Origin of the sequence: Peribacillus frigoritolerans (genome assembly GCF_030676415.1) — a bacterium.
GTDB lineage: Bacteria > Bacillota > Bacilli > Bacillales > DSM-1321 > Peribacillus > Peribacillus frigoritolerans_A.
Genome location: NZ_JAUUTW010000014.1, coordinates 58754 through 73691 on the forward strand (window position 1 = coordinate 58754; position 14938 = coordinate 73691).

The 14938-nt window shown below is 42.7% G+C and carries 17 protein-coding genes; 1 reads left to right on the forward strand and 16 read right to left on the reverse strand.

Going from position 1 to position 14938, the window contains the following annotated elements:
* Positions 1 to 22: 22 nt before the first annotated feature.
* From Q8G36_RS14530 to Q8G36_RS14570, 9 genes are read right to left on the reverse strand one after another with little or no spacing between them, the layout of a single operon-like run.
* Positions 23 to 904, reverse strand: a complete 882-nt coding sequence (locus Q8G36_RS14530; RefSeq protein ID WP_305160701.1) for an acetaldehyde dehydrogenase (acetylating) — start codon at positions 902 to 904, stop codon at positions 23 to 25.
* Positions 905 to 920: 16 nt separating this feature from the next.
* The gene (locus tag Q8G36_RS14535; protein WP_305160702.1) at positions 921 to 1703 is read right to left on the reverse strand and encodes a 2-keto-4-pentenoate hydratase; all 783 of its coding nucleotides are present in this window, start codon (positions 1701 to 1703) and stop codon (positions 921 to 923) included.
* 17 nt (positions 1704 to 1720) lie between these two features.
* The gene (locus tag Q8G36_RS14540) at positions 1721 to 3196 is read right to left on the reverse strand and encodes an aldehyde dehydrogenase (protein ID WP_305160703.1); all 1476 of its coding nucleotides are present in this window, start codon (positions 3194 to 3196) and stop codon (positions 1721 to 1723) included.
* A 46-nt stretch (positions 3197 to 3242) separates the two neighbouring features.
* A complete protein-coding gene (locus Q8G36_RS14545) occupies positions 3243 to 3704 on the reverse strand; it encodes a RidA family protein (protein ID WP_305160704.1) in 462 nt (153 codons plus the stop codon).
* Positions 3688 to 4713 (reverse strand): amidohydrolase family protein, encoded by a 1026-nt coding sequence (locus Q8G36_RS14550; protein WP_305160705.1) that lies wholly within the window; start codon positions 4711 to 4713, stop codon positions 3688 to 3690. The genes Q8G36_RS14545 and Q8G36_RS14550 overlap by 17 nt, the downstream gene beginning before the upstream one ends.
* Positions 4698 to 5258 (reverse strand): 3-hydroxyanthranilate 3,4-dioxygenase, encoded by a 561-nt coding sequence (locus Q8G36_RS14555; protein WP_305160707.1) that lies wholly within the window; start codon positions 5256 to 5258, stop codon positions 4698 to 4700. The genes Q8G36_RS14550 and Q8G36_RS14555 overlap by 16 nt, the downstream gene beginning before the upstream one ends.
* Before the next feature lie 44 nt (positions 5259 to 5302).
* Entirely contained in the window at positions 5303 to 6052 is a 750-nt protein-coding gene (locus Q8G36_RS14560) for an IclR family transcriptional regulator (protein WP_305160708.1), read from the reverse strand.
* A gap of 33 nt (positions 6053 to 6085) precedes the next feature.
* The gene (locus Q8G36_RS14565; protein ID WP_305160709.1) at positions 6086 to 7567 is read right to left on the reverse strand and encodes a 4-hydroxyphenylacetate 3-hydroxylase family protein; all 1482 of its coding nucleotides are present in this window, start codon (positions 7565 to 7567) and stop codon (positions 6086 to 6088) included.
* Between the two features lie 11 nt (positions 7568 to 7578).
* A complete protein-coding gene (locus tag Q8G36_RS14570) occupies positions 7579 to 8046 on the reverse strand; it encodes a flavin reductase family protein (RefSeq protein WP_305160710.1) in 468 nt (155 codons plus the stop codon).
* Between the two features lie 338 nt (positions 8047 to 8384).
* Between Q8G36_RS14570 and Q8G36_RS14575 the strand changes: the two genes are divergently transcribed.
* Positions 8385 to 9113 (forward strand): serine/threonine protein kinase, encoded by a 729-nt coding sequence (locus Q8G36_RS14575; RefSeq protein WP_305160771.1) that lies wholly within the window; start codon positions 8385 to 8387, stop codon positions 9111 to 9113.
* On the opposite strand, the gene Q8G36_RS14580 is transcribed toward Q8G36_RS14575, so the two are convergent.
* From Q8G36_RS14580 to Q8G36_RS14610, 7 genes are all read right to left on the reverse strand, one after another.
* Positions 9110 to 9277, reverse strand: coding sequence for a hypothetical protein (locus tag Q8G36_RS14580; RefSeq protein WP_153246085.1), 168 nt, complete (start codon positions 9275 to 9277; stop codon positions 9110 to 9112). The genes Q8G36_RS14575 and Q8G36_RS14580 overlap by 4 nt on opposite strands.
* Positions 9278 to 9613: 336 nt before the next feature.
* Complete coding sequence (locus Q8G36_RS14585) at positions 9614 to 9886, reverse strand: HU family DNA-binding protein (protein ID WP_063233522.1); 273 nt, start codon at positions 9884 to 9886, stop codon at positions 9614 to 9616.
* A gap of 175 nt (positions 9887 to 10061) precedes the next feature.
* A complete protein-coding gene (locus Q8G36_RS14590; RefSeq protein ID WP_305160711.1) occupies positions 10062 to 11579 on the reverse strand; it encodes a cobyric acid synthase in 1518 nt (505 codons plus the stop codon).
* Between the two features lie 12 nt (positions 11580 to 11591).
* Positions 11592 to 12128: a cob(I)yrinic acid a,c-diamide adenosyltransferase gene (locus tag Q8G36_RS14595; protein WP_305160712.1), complete on the reverse strand. Its 537-nt coding sequence runs from the start codon at positions 12126 to 12128 to the stop codon at positions 11592 to 11594.
* 14 nt (positions 12129 to 12142) lie between these two features.
* Positions 12143 to 12706, reverse strand: a complete 564-nt coding sequence (locus Q8G36_RS14600; RefSeq protein ID WP_305160713.1) for a nitroreductase family protein — start codon at positions 12704 to 12706, stop codon at positions 12143 to 12145.
* Entirely contained in the window at positions 12685 to 13494 is an 810-nt protein-coding gene (gene cobA, locus Q8G36_RS14605) for a uroporphyrinogen-III C-methyltransferase (protein ID WP_305160714.1), read from the reverse strand. The genes Q8G36_RS14600 and cobA overlap by 22 nt, the downstream gene beginning before the upstream one ends.
* A gap of 14 nt (positions 13495 to 13508) precedes the next feature.
* Entirely contained in the window at positions 13509 to 14924 is a 1416-nt protein-coding gene (locus Q8G36_RS14610; protein WP_305160715.1) for a cobyrinate a,c-diamide synthase, read from the reverse strand.
* Positions 14925 to 14938 lie beyond the last annotated feature (14 nt).

Genomic DNA, 14938 nt, shown 5'->3' on the forward strand with positions numbered 1-14938 from the left:
TTTACAGTTCCTATTATCTTTTTCAAACATAGTGTTCGAATTGGCTTTTAGCGATCTCTTCCCCTACTTTTACAGCTGAAGCCGTCATTATATCCAAATTACCTGCATATACGGGAAAAAAATCTCCTAACCCTTTCACTTCCAGAAGGACTGTTATTTGTTTCCCATCAAATATCGGCTCTATCTTCAGGCGGTATCCTGGAACATATTCTGAAACTTTTTCCGCCATCTTATATATGGACGTTGTTATTGCTTTCACATCAAAGGAATCCGATTGAAGCAGACAATGAATCGTATCCCTCATGATGAGTGGCGGTTCGGCCGGATTCAGCAGAATAATAGCCTTCCCCTTTTTCGCTCCACCCACCTGTTCCAGGGCCCTTGCCGTCGTTTGAGTGAACTCATCAATATTAGCACGGGTTCCAGGACCGGCACTCTTACTGGAAATTGTCGCTATTATTTCGGCATATTCGACCTGTGCCACTTGACTGATCGCATGAACGATGGGGATTGTCGCCTGACCGCCGCATGTAATCAAGTTAACAACCGCCTCATTCAAATTTTCTTTTAAATTCACGGAAGGAACGATAAACGGTCCGATTGCGGCAGGAGTCAAGTCTATCAGCTTCTTGTTCATCCTTTTCAAGGCTTCGCAATGAAAAACATGCGCCTTTGCAGATGTGGCATCGAATAAAATGTCTGCAAGCTCGGGCCTTTCCAAAAAACCACCCATGCCATTTGCGATGACATGATGTCCATGCATCCTAGCCTTCTTCAAACCCTCTGATTCCGTGTCAATGCCAATCATTACCGACATTTCAAGAACATCCGACCGATGAATTTTCATCATTAAGTCCGTGCCGATATTCCCTGATCCAATAATGCCTACTTTTAGTTTTTTCAAGGTCGCTGGGCTCCTTTCACTCAAAATCAACCGAAACCTTTCCAAGTTTTTCTCCAAAGTCAGCAGAAAAACGGTCACCCGGTTTCGCTTCGATCGCTGCGGATAATGCACCGGATAAAATGACTTCGCCCGCATTCAATGAACCTTTAAACCCATGGAGTTTATTTGCTAGCCAGGCTACGCACGTTGCTGGATTCCCAAGTACTGCATTACCTGTTCCTTGATTCATGAATTCGCCATTTTTATATAGGCTCATTTGAATGGAAGGGAGGTCAATTTCACTCAAGTGAATTTTGCGGTCTCCCAGAATATATAAGCCCGATGATGCATTATCCGCCACAGTGTCCGGAAGTTTAATTTCCCAGTCCATCACCCGGCTATCAACGACTTCAATCGAAGCAACCACATAATCAGTGGCTTCGATTACATCATCAACCGTAATATTGGGACCATGTAGATCTTTCTTTAAGATAAAAGCTACTTCTGCCTCCACTTTTGGTTGAATTAGCCGTAAACTTGAAATACAGCCATTATTTTTTACTTCCATCGCATCAAGTAAATGTCCGTAATCTGGTTCATTCACACCCAGAACCTCCTGCATAGCCTTAGAAGTCAAGCCTATTTTCTTACCTGTTACTTCCAGACCGGACTGGGTTTTCCTTCGAATCGTTTCAAGCTGAATTTGGTAGGCATCCTCCACATCCAAATCCGGAATTTCATAGGTGGGGGCCGATATTCCTATTCCTGTTTTTTCTGCTTCCAAAAACCTGGAAGACCATTCTGTTAAACTAACGATCACGATGCTTCCCTCCTTCTTCATAATTTAATCGTGACGTTAGACAATTCACTGTAAAATTCGAAACTATGTGAACCACCTTCGCGGCCGATGCCACTGTGTTTCATGCCGCCAAAAGGTGTGCGCAAATCACGTAAATACCAGGTATTCACCCAGATAATGCCCGCTTCTATTTTAGAAGCGACACGATGCGCCCTCCTTAAATCATTGGTCCAGATCGTTGCCCCCAGTCCATAATGAGTGTCATTAGCATGCTCCAGTACGTCTTCTTCCGTTTCGAAAGGCATGACCGTTACCACAGGACCAAAAATTTCTTCCCGTACACAACGGGATTCACGCGTAACTCCGGCAATAATTGTCGGTTCAATGAAAAACCCTTTTTCAAACTGTCCCGCTCTTCTTCCTCCAGTTAATATTCTCGCTCCTTCTTCTTTCGCCAAATCAATGTAACTCATCACTTTGTTATAATGTTCTTTCCCTATTACAGCGCCTACTTCCGTTTCGGAATCAAATGGATCCCCGACTTTTAATTTTTTTGTTCGCGCGACCATCTTTTCAAGGAATTCGTCATACAAACCTTGCTGAACATAGATTCGTGATCCACACAAACAAACTTCACCTTGGTTCATGAAGCTTGATTTCAATGTCGTTTCGATTACTTCATCAAGATTCGAGTCTGCAAACACAATATTCGGATTTTTTCCGCCCAGTTCAAAAGAGATTTTTTTCAATGTGGGAGCGGCAGCTTTCATAATCGCTGTTCCCGTTTTTGTTTCCCCTGTGAATGTTATCGCATCGACGTCCGGATGTTCACTTAGAGCGGCTCCTGCTGAATTAGCCCCATATCCATGCACAAGGTTGACAACACCATCGGGAACTCCCGCTTCCTTGCATATTTCCATTAATTTTGTCGCTGTCATCGGTGTCAGTTCAGCTGGTTTCATAACCGCTGTATTGCCAGCTGCCAGGCATGGTGCCAATTTCCATGTCAACAATAGCAAAGGTAAATTCCACGGATTAATCATTCCTACCACCCCTACGGGCCGCCTAATAGAATAATGAAGTGCAATGTTGTTCTGATTGAAGGATTCATTACCAAGTGTAGTGATATAGTCCGCAAAAAAGTGGAAATTGTGAGCTGAACGCTTGATGTCCATTTCCAGTGCTAGGCTATATGGTTTCCCTGTATCAAGGGTTTCCAACATTGTCAGTTCTTCTTTCTTTTCCAAAATGAGATCGCCGATTCGCCTTAGAACCTTAGAGCGTTCATTATCGGAAAAAGATTTCCAAGGACCTTTAAGCGCATGTCTTGCTGCGGAAACAGCCTGATTCACCTCCTCTTTTCCCCCTTCTGCAACCCATCCAAGTTTTTCTTCCGTTGCGGGATTGATATTGTCAAAAGTCTTGGATGGATTTGGATTCAGGAATTCCCCGTTAATAAAGTGCCGGCAATCTATTGATTTAGCTGTATTTATACTTTCTTTTGCTGCTTGCATGAAACATCCCTCTCCCTTTATTGTGACACTGGCTTCATCGAGTGCCTCAATCTTGTATTTCCACAATCATTTCAATTTCAATTGCAGTGTTATTGGGAAGCTGGGCCATTCCCACAGCTGACCGAGCATGTCTACCCCTTTCTCCAAATACGGCCACAAGCAGGTCTGATGCGCCATTCAATACTTCGGGCTGTCCTGTGAAATTTTCTGCTGAATTTACCATTCCGAGAATTTTGATTACCTTCTTCACTCTGGATAGTTCTCCAAGCTCATCCTTCAGCACCCGCAGAAGATTAATCATTGACTGCCTCGCTGCCTGATAACCTTCCTCTTCCGTCAGCTCCTTGCCAAGCTTGCCGTGATAATCATCAACACCTTGTCCGGATGTGAAAATCAAATTCCCCACCCGGACGTGGCTTACGTAGTTGCCGACCGCTTCCCTTGGCGGCTCAAGCATGATTCCAAGTTCTTCAAGGACTTGTTCTGGTGCTTTAATCTGTTTTTCCATTCTTCTCCCCTCGTGATTCCAAATTTAAAAACCTCAATGCATTTCTCCCTAGAAGATTCGCTTTCACTTCATCAGATAGATTTAGAGTGTCATCAATTACTTGACCTGGAGGATTTTCTCTCAATAAAAATGGATAGTCGGAACCCATCAGCACTTTTTTATATCCAAAACGGTCAATCAGATACTGAATATTCCGGGTATCATAGTTCAGTGAATCGAAATAAAACTTTTGTGCATAATGGCTTGGTGGCATTGATGTTTTTCTTAATTCAGGCCATACTTCCCATCCCTGATCGATCCGCGGTAAAATATATGGAAATGAGCCCCCGCCATGTGCAAAACAGATTTTCAGATCCGGGAACTTTTCCATGACGCCACTCCATAAAATGCTTGCTGCCGCCAATGCCGTTTCACTAGGCATCGCCACTGTATACATGAGGTTATGCCGTTCCGTCCTGTCTTTTGCCATTGTCTCCCATGGGTGGATAAACAGTGAGACATTCCATTTTTCAGCCATTTGAAAGAATTCCAATAATGCAGGAGAATCCAGATTTTCTCCATTTACGTTAGTACCGATTTCGATTCCCGCCAGGCCAAGCTCAAATTTACAGCGTTCCATTTCCCCAATTGCCACTTTCAAATCCTGAAGCGGTACAGTACCGAGACCGATGAACCTGTCAGGATGCCTGTTCACCGTCTCAGCAATGAAATCATTCTGGAACTGGGACATGAATAGCGCCTGGTCAATTGGCGCCCAGTATGAAAATGTCACTGGCACCGGTGAGAGCACCTGCATATCGACTCCTTCCGCATCCATATCCTGAATGCGTTTCTCAGGGTCCCATACCTGGTCAGTCACTTTCCTGAACAGCTTTCCGCTTACCATGATATCCGCCCCGCAAGAACATTTCTGCTCTAGCACCGGCCAGCGTCCCTGACCAAATTTACCGGTTAAGTCTGGCAGGTCCAACGGAAGAATATGTGTATGAAAATCTATTCGCATTTCCAAGGCTCAACGTTTTCCGACATGACATGACCGCATTCATGGCAAGTGCGAAGTTCCTCACTTCCATTGAAGGCTTCAATGGCTTCTTTCACCTGGACCTCAATATTGGTCAATTGGATCGTAACTTTGTGCATCTCATGATTACAATTCCCGCAGAACCAAACAAAATCTTCAAGCTCATCTTTAGCACGCTTGCGCTCTATGACAATGCCGTAAGTATCGGATACACGATGAGGAGAATGAGGCACATCAGCTGGCAGCATAAACATTTCCCCCTCTTTTACCTCCACTACTTCACGCTCTCCGTTTTGATTGATGCATTCTACATAGCAGGAGCCTTTTATCTGATAAAACAACTCGTCAGAAGGGTCTACATGAAAATCACGCCGATAATTCGGACCACCCAGAAGCATGACAATGAATTCGGAATCTTCCCAAAGCACTTTGTTATTAACCGGCGGTTTCAATAAATTTTTATTATCTTCAATAACTTTAATTAGATTTAATGATCTAGCCTGTAATTCTGAAGATTGAGCATATCCTTTCATAAATAAACTACCTCCCGTTTCCATTTTCGTAATAGTCAGAAAACTCACACTAGCGACATATAACCAACCTGTTTTGAAATCATTTGTGCCGAACGAATCACTGACTGAATAATTCTCGTTTTTTCTTTCCCAATCATATAATTCCGATCCCCGACAAGGTTAAGTGCCGCAATAACTTGGCCATTGTAGGATTTAATGGGTGCTGCAACACCATATAACCCAATATCATTTTCATCATCACTAATCGCAAATCCTTGTTTGCGAATGTCCTTTAATTCTTCATTCAATTGGTTAATGCAAGTAATCGTATTAGTTGAGTGCTTCAATAGCCCTTTTGCAAGCGTAGGCTGAATAAAGGATGGGTTAAAGGCAAGTAATACTTTCCCGCTGCTCGTACAATGAGCTGGTTTTCTTGCTCCTATATATGTGGTCATATGCTCGGCATGAGGGGACGACATTTTCATCACAAACCTGACTTCGCCTTCGTGAAACATACCGATGTGAGAATTTCCTCTAAATTGCAGGACAAGATTACTGATAATTGGACCTGCCTCATAATGAATATCCTGCTGATACATGACTTTACTGCTCCACTCAAGTAACTTCCATCCGAGCCGGTACTTTCGATCTTTTCCTTGGATCAGCATCCCATCCTTGCACATCGTTTTCACTAGATGATGAGATGAGCTTGGACTCATATTCAATTTTTCAGCTATTTCCTTATTTCCAAGTGAAGGTTCTTCATTAGTGAATAAATCAAGTATCTTTATTAGCTTCTCAACGGACGAAATCATGACGGTCCCCCCTTCCCTATTCAACTATTAAAATTACTGGTTAACCGCATCGATGGCTACTTGCATCGGTTTGTTAAGCACTTCATCGACCATGGTAAAGTTCTTGTTTTTCTTATATTTATTATAAAAAATGGCTCTTTTCCGAACTGGATCGCCCGTGTAATAACGCTCGTATTGGAGGAGGCGCTGCCCAAATGCCTCCCCGCATAAATCCCAAGCAAGTTTAAACACCCTTACCCGCTCTTCCGCTGAAACTCCGCTTCGCCCTCCATAATATTTATCGATATCACTGCGCAATTCCGGATTATCAAAGTCGGCCCCCGTCGGAGACATCAACAGCCCGCCAGCTCCAATGGTCTGGATAACCTCTATCGCACGGGGATACATCTCCGGAAGGAAACCGCGAATCGTTTCCAATGCATCCGGATTGGGCCGGGCCTCACCGCAGTCATTAATCGTGTACTCATATTCCGCTACACGAAGCAGTGAACGGATGACTTCGACGGATTGAACAAGTTCACCCAAATCACGCTGTACATGCAGGAATCCATCAACTCCGATAGAGTCTGCCACTTTACAAGCAACTTCAACGGCAAAAGCCAGTTTAATATATCCACGCACTCCTGATTGGTGAGCAGGCTGTTCAGCGATCCCCGTCATTGGATACAATCGGTTCGCCGCCTCCACATTGTTGTAAAGGAAGACGCGATTCCAAGGAACCAGTACATCATTAAATACAAGCAGGGCATCCATTTCCTCATAGCGGGAGGCCAGTGGATGGTCAAACATCGAGCGTGTCCCGTCCTGCATTGGTTCCCGGCAGATTATGCGCAGTCCAGGCGTATCGATCGGCAGTGCAAATGCTACCGCGTGACGTTCATCCCCTGGTGTGAATCCAGGGAAAGAATAGATAATCACCTCATCTGTAATGGGTGCAAGGGTTGCCAACATTTTTGCACCGCGTACAAGTATTCCTTCTTCTCTTTCCTCAACGGTCCCTAAGTGGGTATATGTTTCTTTTTGTTCATGAGATTGCTTGCTTCGATCATTTTGAGGATTAATGATTGCATGCGTTAAGAATAAATCATTGTCACGAATATAGGTATAATAATCCTTGATGTTCTTAGACCAGTCTTTGTTGTATTTATCAAGAAACCAGGCATTATGTGCCATGGAAGTGACCACGACATTTAAAAAGTCGGGCGTTCTCCCCATCAGTCCATATGTCATCCTTGCATACACTTCAAATAATTTACTTCTTTTTTGCAGATCCTCCGATGTCTTCGGGAATAAGAAAGCATTGTTAACACGTTCTCCGGTATCTTTGCAAATGTGGGTGATTTCATCTTGATATTCCGGATCATGTTGAATGTCATACAATTTCGCCATTTCTTGTATCGGCTGCTTAAAAATTGGCTCATTATAAATATCCTCAACCACTCTTCCGCCAAGCCAGACTTCTGGCTTTCTGGATTTAATTCTATTAATATATTCTTCGCCGGTTTTAATGCCCATAAGAATCCCCCTTATTTTACAAGTTGTTTAGCAGACCACATTTCCCCTTGATAAAAAGTAAGCGCTTCCAAATTTCCGAAATGTAACTCCTGGATCTCACCGATGAACAATACATGATCACCAGCATCATACTCTCTCCATGGTTTGCATTCCATCCAGGCAGCACTTCCATTTATTTTTGGCGAAATCCCCTTGTTATCCCAGTCAATCTCAAGTGTTTTCTGTTTACTGCCTGCAAATTGCCATGCAATAGATTCTTGTTCATCCGACAAAATATTAATGGTAAAAGATTGATCTTTCATGCTAGTGCAAGCTTTTGCTTCTTTATGAATTGATACTAAAGCAAGCGGGGGATCCAAGGAAACCGAGGTAAATGAATTCACAGTAATGCCCTTTTGAACTTTCCCATCAAACCAGCTCACTATCGTGACTCCGGTTGGGAATTTACCAAAGCAATTTCTCAACTCGCGCCCATTCATCTTATCACCTCCTACTCTTTTATTATGAATTCATTATAGTAAACTTAATCATTTTAAAAATCCATAAATTTCATAATATGAAATTCAAGAAAAATTTTTAATAGCTTTTTTTAATTGTGAACGATCATATAAAAGAACTCCCAGAAGAAAAGACTTTCATTACCGCATTATCAAAAATCAGTGTTAAACTATCCATGATCATTCATTTTCCAGCTTATTTAATAATGATCTTTTTTGGTTCTTGACTCGAATATATGAAAGTGGTGAGGGAAGTTTCAATTTTGCGTTCCTTTAGAAAGATCTACCAATTTTTTGTGGATATTCCTTTAAAAAAAGGAGTGGTTTTGAATTACCGCTACGAGGTAACGGCTGTAATCGGAACAGGAAGCTACGGTATTATTTATCTTTGCAATGATTTGATAATGAATGAAAATATAGTGATCAAGCAGCTCCGGAAAAGTAAGCGCCGCAGCAAAAAAGAGCTGAGGCAGTTTGAAAATGAAATCTCCATATTACGAATGTTAAACCACAAGAACATCCCCAAATTTCACGAGAAATTTTCACAAGACGGAAATGTTTATTTTGTGATGGATTTCATTGAAGGGGATAATTTAGAAGACCATATTTTCTTGAATCATATAACGTTCAATGAGAAAGAGTCACTATTTTTTCTTGATGAGCTGGTCGGATTAGTATCTTATCTACATGACCATGACATTTTCCATCAAGATTTACGTATACCAAATATTTTACTTAAGAACCACCAGCCCATTTTGATAGACTTTGGTTTGTCTAAATTGATTGTTTCGGCCGATTTCGCAAAAGACTCCATTATGCAAATGAAAAGGCAGGATTTTTACGACTTGGGGGAAATACTCTTATATATGCTCTATACGACGTACGCTTCCAAACATAAAAAGGCTCTTCCTTGGACAGAAGAGCTTTCTTTAGAAAAAGAAACCGTGCATTTACTGAAAAGGTTAGTAAGCATCCAAGAACCTTATTCAGATATTAAAGAAATTTCAAAGGACCTGCAGGCTGCATTGAAGTCAATGAAACGGAATTAGCTGCTGCTGCCACGCCCCTTTCTCTTGTAGCGGTCACTTCCACTCATGGGATACCTTTTATACCCTCGGCTGCTGCTGCTGCTGCCACGGCGATAATGACCATGTCTTCGCTCACTGCTGCCTTGGGAAAGCTGTTTGATTTTTTTCATTATTTTCTTCAGCATATCTTTCACCTCTTTTATTTTGGTTTTAAAGCTTGTTATTCATTTAGCCTAACATAGTCACAGTATAAACCTTATTAATAAGTACTATAATTTTTTTTCATTTGTGTTACATTCCATTACTGCTTACTTTTTTCATGGAGTGGGCTTATTTCATTGTTGGTCAAATGAGAATGCCCTAAAAGCCTTCCACTGAAAGCCGAACCGAATATATAAAAATAACCAAAAAAAGAAACTCCTAATGGCCTTTTCATAAAAATATCCCGTCTCACCAATAGATGACAAACCGTCAAAAAAACCTGGCGAACATTTCATCGCCAGGTTTTTTCTGTTCATATTTTATTTTACAGCTTCTTTTAATTCCTTACCTGCTTTAAAAGCGGGTACTTTACTAGCTGCAATTTGTATTTCTTCTCCAGTTTGCGGGTTTCTTCCTGTACGAGCAGCACGGTCACGCACTTCAAATGTACCAAAACCAACTAATTGGATTTTTTCTTCTTTAGCAAGTGTAGCCGTGATTGTTTCAAACAACGCATCCACTACTTTTTTTGCGTCGTCTTTTGTCAGTTCAGCTTGTGCTGCAACACTGCTCACTAATTCTGTTTTATTCATATGAACACCTCATCCTTTTATTTTGTATAAAGTATGTAGAGAAGACAACATAACATATCTTGTATGCCTCTGTCACTTAAAATGGCTAAATAAAAGGAATTGTAGCTCTAAATTGATCTTTTTTGAAGATAAAAGGGCTTTGATCTACATTAACCTAAGCACTTCTGACCCTTGTTCAATTTTCTGCAGTTTCCAGCTGCAGCCATTGATAGATGGTATCCATATCAATGTTTTCTTCCAAATGGGAAGCCAAGAGATTATACGCTTCCTCCCTACGCTCCGAGTCGCTTTGAACGTTTTCCTTCACTTCATCCAACCCCTTGTTCCGTCGAATTTGGTTAACTAGTAATCTAGTGAACAAGCGATTATGAAATATCCCATGAAGATATGTTCCCATTACTTTGTTATCATTGGAAATGGCTCCATCCTCTCTTCCATCCTTCAATAAAAGAAAGGGCCTTACTTGTGACTTCAATGTCGTTCTGCCTAAATGTATTTCGAAACCGTTAAGATTCATTTGACCTTCCATTATCCCAGCAGAAAGGACACCTTCCATTTGTACCGTTTTCTTTTCTGCTTGAAATACGGTTTCCACCGGAAGAAGCGAGAGCCCTTCTGCGTTCTCACCGTCACCTTCGACCGCGTCAGGATCGAAAAGTTTGGTCCCTAGCATTTGAAAACCGCCGCATATGCCGAATATCAGCGTTCCTTGTTTCCGCAGTTCATTAATGGCCCGATCCAACCCCATACGATTCAACCACTCTAAATCTTCCATCGTGTTTTTTGTACCCGGCAAAATAAGAAGATCCGGATTACCTAACTCATGGACACTGCTTACCAGGCGGACACCTACTCCGGGTTCATCGAAAAAAGGATCCACATCTGTAAAATTGGAAATCCGCGGAAATCTCAAGACGGCTACATCAATCGGAAACTCAGCCTTTTTAGGTTTTTTAAAACGTAAGGAAGAGAGTGCTAGTGAATCTTCCGCTTCAATATTCACGTCTAGATAGGGCAGCACCCCGAGAACCGGAATCCCGGTTTCCTTTTCCACCCATTCAATGCCATCGTCCAACAATTCACGCATGCCACGAAATTTATTGATGATGATCCCTTTTACACTATCTCGTTCATCTTGATCCAATAAGGCAAGTGTCCCGATAATGGACGCAAATACTCCACCACGATCAATATCAGCCACTAAAATGACAGCCGCATCCGTGAGTTTAGCCATTCGCATATTCGCAATATCCCTGTCCTTAAGGTTAATTTCAGCCGGACTTCCTGCCCCTTCGAGCACGATGATTTCATATTCATCTTGAAGTTTCTCCACCGATTTACGGATGATGGGCATGGCTTCCTGGACAAATTGAGACCGATAGGTTTTTGCATTCATATCAAGAAAATGCTTTCCGTGCACGATGACTTCCGAAACCATATCCTGCTTCGGTTTCAGTAATATCGGATTCATATCGGTCGTTGCCGTGATCCGTGCTGCTTCCGCCTGTACTCCCTGAGCCCGTCCGATTTCACCGCCATCCAAGGTTACATAAGAATTCAAAGCCATGTTTTGTGATTTGAATGGTACGACACGTAATCCTTTATTGGAAAAGACCCGGCAAAATGCCGTACAAATCAAACTTTTCCCAACATCAGATGACGTCCCTTGTATCATGATGGATCGTGCCTTCATTACGCTCACCCCCTAAAACTCTAATCCTTTGACAGCGCCGATACCCTCGTCATAATAATGTTTGGTCGCCTCAATCGATGAAACCAAATCAGCCATTTCCATAAGCTCTGGCTTGGCATCCCTACCGGTAATGACTATATGCATATGAGGGGGACGATTTCGAATGGCATCGATGACTTCAGCCAATGGCAAAACATCTTCAATTGGGAATTTGGAAATGGCTAAAGCATTGTTCAGCTCATCCAAAACAAGTAAATCAATGCCCGGATCAGCAAGGGCAAGTTTTGCCTTTTCCCAAGCTAACGCCAATGCATTGCGATGCTCTTCCGGTGTTTTGGTCCATGTGAAACCAATACCTAGCTGTTCCATTTTAACTCCTAATTTTCCCAATGCCAATGCTTCCCCATATGTACGCTCTGGAGATTTTATGAACTGAAGGTATTTGACATTCATTCCTCTGCCGATTGCCCTTAAAGTCACCCCTAATGAGGCAGTCGTCTTCCCTTTCCCGTTTCCCGTATAAATAAGCATTAATCCTCTGCGTGCCACTCACTCACCTACCCTCATAGCCAAACTGTTTTTTCTATGTATGAAGTCCTTTTAGTAGCAGGAACCGGTTGATCGCCTTTAGGGTATCCGACAAAAATGGTGCCGATCACTTTTTTGTTATCCGGTGAGCCGATAAATTCGTGCAGGCGTTCATCCCTGACAAGACCCACTCCTCTAGTGCGCCAAACGAATCCAAGACCTAGCTCTTTTGCGGCAAGCCACATCGAATGGACAGCGCAACAAGATGCGAATACATTGTCTTCGGATGAATCTGGATCATCAGGCAAAATATCAGAAGTCACGACAATGATGAGCGGTGTCGTCTGTACAACTTCCAGTGAACTTTCAATCAATTTTGGTTTGGTAGGGAAGCGCTCATGTAGATACCTTTCTGCCAAGCTTTCATACCGGTGCTTCGCTTCTCCCTTGATTACATAAAAACTCCAAGGTTCACGCAATCGGTCGTTAGGAGCATAGGTAGCCGCTTCCAATAACTGCCTGATTTTTTGATCTTCCACTTCTTTTTCTTCGTAATTCCTTATCGCCCGGCGTTCCTTCAATTCTTGAATGATGGACATTCCAACTCATTCCCTTCCATAATGGACTTTGATTCAATCACTCTTTCAAACCATTGGATTTTTTCTCTTAATTGGACGACATCCCCTACTAGAAAGATTGACGGATTTTGAATTTCTTCTTTTACAGCCTTCGAAGAAATCGAACTCAAAGTACCGGTGATCGTCCTTTGTTTATCTGTCGTGCCCCATTCAATGACGGCCACTGGCGTTTTACCATCCCTGCCATGCTCCATCAATTTTTCACAGATGAACGGCATATTACCAATTCCCATATAAAAGGCAATGGTATCGATGCCCTGAGCCAACGCCTGCCAATTCAGGTTATCCTGCCCCTTGTAATCACGGCCATGGCCTGTCACAATGGCATAACTTGAGGCATGTTCACGGTGGGTTACCGGGATGCCCGCATAAGCCGGTGCTGCGATTCCTGCTGTGATTCCTGGGACGATATCATATTCAATCCCGTTAGCAGCCAGTATCTCCGCTTCCTCACCGCCACGCCCGAAAACAAATGGATCTCCACCCTTCAGACGGGTGACGTTTTTCCCCTGTAAGGCTTTCTCCACTAAAAGTTCATGTATTTCATTTTGAATGAGATGATGTTTCCCTGGTGCTTTCCCGCAATATACCAGTTCTGCCTCTTCTTTTGCATAAGTTAATAGTTCTGGATTGACAAGCCTGTCATATGCAATGACATCCGCCTTTTGGATGCATTCCAGTCCATATACCGTAATCAGTTTCGGATCTCCGGGACCCGCACCGACCAGATGAACTTTTCCCGGTTTCATGCTCGCGCCTCCTCTTAATCTTCAAAAAATACCTTTTCCTTGTTGAAAGTTTCATGTGTTGAACTGTTTTTTTGTTTTAAGCAAGCATCGATCCAGTTCTTTGCAAGTGTTGGATTGGAAGCAAAATGAAAGTGCGTATACCCAGCAACAAGATTGCCTATTACACACCCCTCTTGTTTCGATCCGAATCTGCCTTTGGCTTGATAAGCATGTGTAAGATCATCATCCGCTTCAAATGTCGAATAGTGGAATTCATGACCTTTTGCCTGCTCAATTTCATTGATCAAAAAATTGCCTGGAGTTCCTGTAATTTCACGATACCCAAGTGCTGCAAGTTTTTTCTGCATTTTAATCCTGCCCGGTATAATTCCTGCCATCTGATGCGTTTCTCCGGAAGTTGTTTCAATCGATTTGCTCAAAAACATGAAACCGCCACATTCCGCTAGAGTCGGCATCCCCTTTTCAATGGAACTTCTGATGGATTTGATAGCATCCACGTTACCGGAAAGTTCAGCTGCAAATTCCTCAGGAAAACCGCCTCCAAGGTATAAACCATCAGCATCCAATGGAACTTCATCCCCTTTTAATGGAGAAAAATACTTGATGTTCGCCCCATTCGCTTCAAGTAACTCAAGGTTTTCCTGATAATAAAAATTGAACGCTGCATCTTTTGCAACGGCAATGCACACGCCCTTTTCATTTTGGGATTGAAATATATTTGAATTCCCACTGGAAACCGCGCATGTCTTCGACAAACGGTACAACTGATCGATATCGATCGTTTCCATGACTAAGTGTGCAAGCTTATCGAAAAACGGGTTTAGTTCGCCGCGTTCAATAGCAGGAATCAAGCCCAAATGGCGGCTAGGAATATCAATATCCATTTCCCGCCTCATATAACCCAGCACCGGTACATCGCATTCTTGCTCAATGGCTGCTTTGACAATATTGTAATGGCCTGCACTTCCCACTTGATTGGCAATGACCCCAATGATGTTCGGACCGGTCGAAAAATCCTGAAAACCTTTTACAATGGCAGCTGCACTCCGTGCCATGCTGGCACAGTTGACTACCAACAGGACAGGGCTTTGCGTGATGATGCTGATTTCAGCCGTCGATCCTGTATTGGATAAAGGACTTTTGCCATCGAAGAAGCCCATGACTCCTTCGATGATCGATATATCAGCTCCGGTACCTGCTTTGTTAAGAATTTCTCGGACTGTGTCATGTTCGAACATCCAACTGTCAAGATTGCGTGAAATCCGCCCTGTAACTGCGGTATGATAAGTAGGATCAATATAGTCAGGACCACATTTGAACCCCTGAACAGTATAGCCTTTCTTCTGGAGGGCTGCCATGATTCCGATGGTCAATGTCGTTTTACCGACACCGCTTCCGGTACCCGCAATTACCAATCTTCTATCGTTCATATTTGTTTCTCCCT

Excerpts from the sequence above, each read along its gene's own strand:
- Q8G36_RS14540 (WP_305160703.1), bottom strand. The coding sequence starts at position 3,196 with ATGCAAGCAGCAAAAGAAAGTATAAATACAGCTAAATCAATAGATTGC.
- Q8G36_RS14545 (WP_305160704.1), bottom strand. The coding sequence starts at position 3,704 with ATGGAAAAACAGATTAAAGCACCAGAACAAGTCCTTGAAGAACTTGGA.
- Q8G36_RS14555 (WP_305160707.1), bottom strand. The coding sequence starts at position 5,258 with ATGAAAGGATATGCTCAATCTTCAGAATTACAGGCTAGATCATTAAAT.
- Q8G36_RS14560 (WP_305160708.1), bottom strand. The coding sequence starts at position 6,052 with ATGATTTCGTCCGTTGAGAAGCTAATAAAGATACTTGATTTATTCACT.
- Q8G36_RS14565 (WP_305160709.1), bottom strand. The coding sequence starts at position 7,567 with ATGGGCATTAAAACCGGCGAAGAATATATTAATAGAATTAAATCCAGA.
- Q8G36_RS14570 (WP_305160710.1), bottom strand. The coding sequence starts at position 8,046 with ATGAATGGGCGCGAGTTGAGAAATTGCTTTGGTAAATTCCCAACCGGA.
- Q8G36_RS14580 (WP_153246085.1), bottom strand. The coding sequence starts at position 9,277 with ATGCTGAAGAAAATAATGAAAAAAATCAAACAGCTTTCCCAAGGCAGC.
- Q8G36_RS14585 (WP_063233522.1), bottom strand. The coding sequence starts at position 9,886 with ATGAATAAAACAGAATTAGTGAGCAGTGTTGCAGCACAAGCTGAACTG.
- Q8G36_RS14590 (WP_305160711.1), bottom strand. The coding sequence starts at position 11,579 with ATGAAGGCACGATCCATCATGATACAAGGGACGTCATCTGATGTTGGG.
- Q8G36_RS14600 (WP_305160713.1), bottom strand. The coding sequence starts at position 12,706 with ATGTCCATCATTCAAGAATTGAAGGAACGCCGGGCGATAAGGAATTAC.
- cobA (WP_305160714.1), bottom strand. The coding sequence starts at position 13,494 with ATGAAACCGGGAAAAGTTCATCTGGTCGGTGCGGGTCCCGGAGATCCG.
- Q8G36_RS14610 (WP_305160715.1), bottom strand. The coding sequence starts at position 14,924 with ATGAACGATAGAAGATTGGTAATTGCGGGTACCGGAAGCGGTGTCGGT.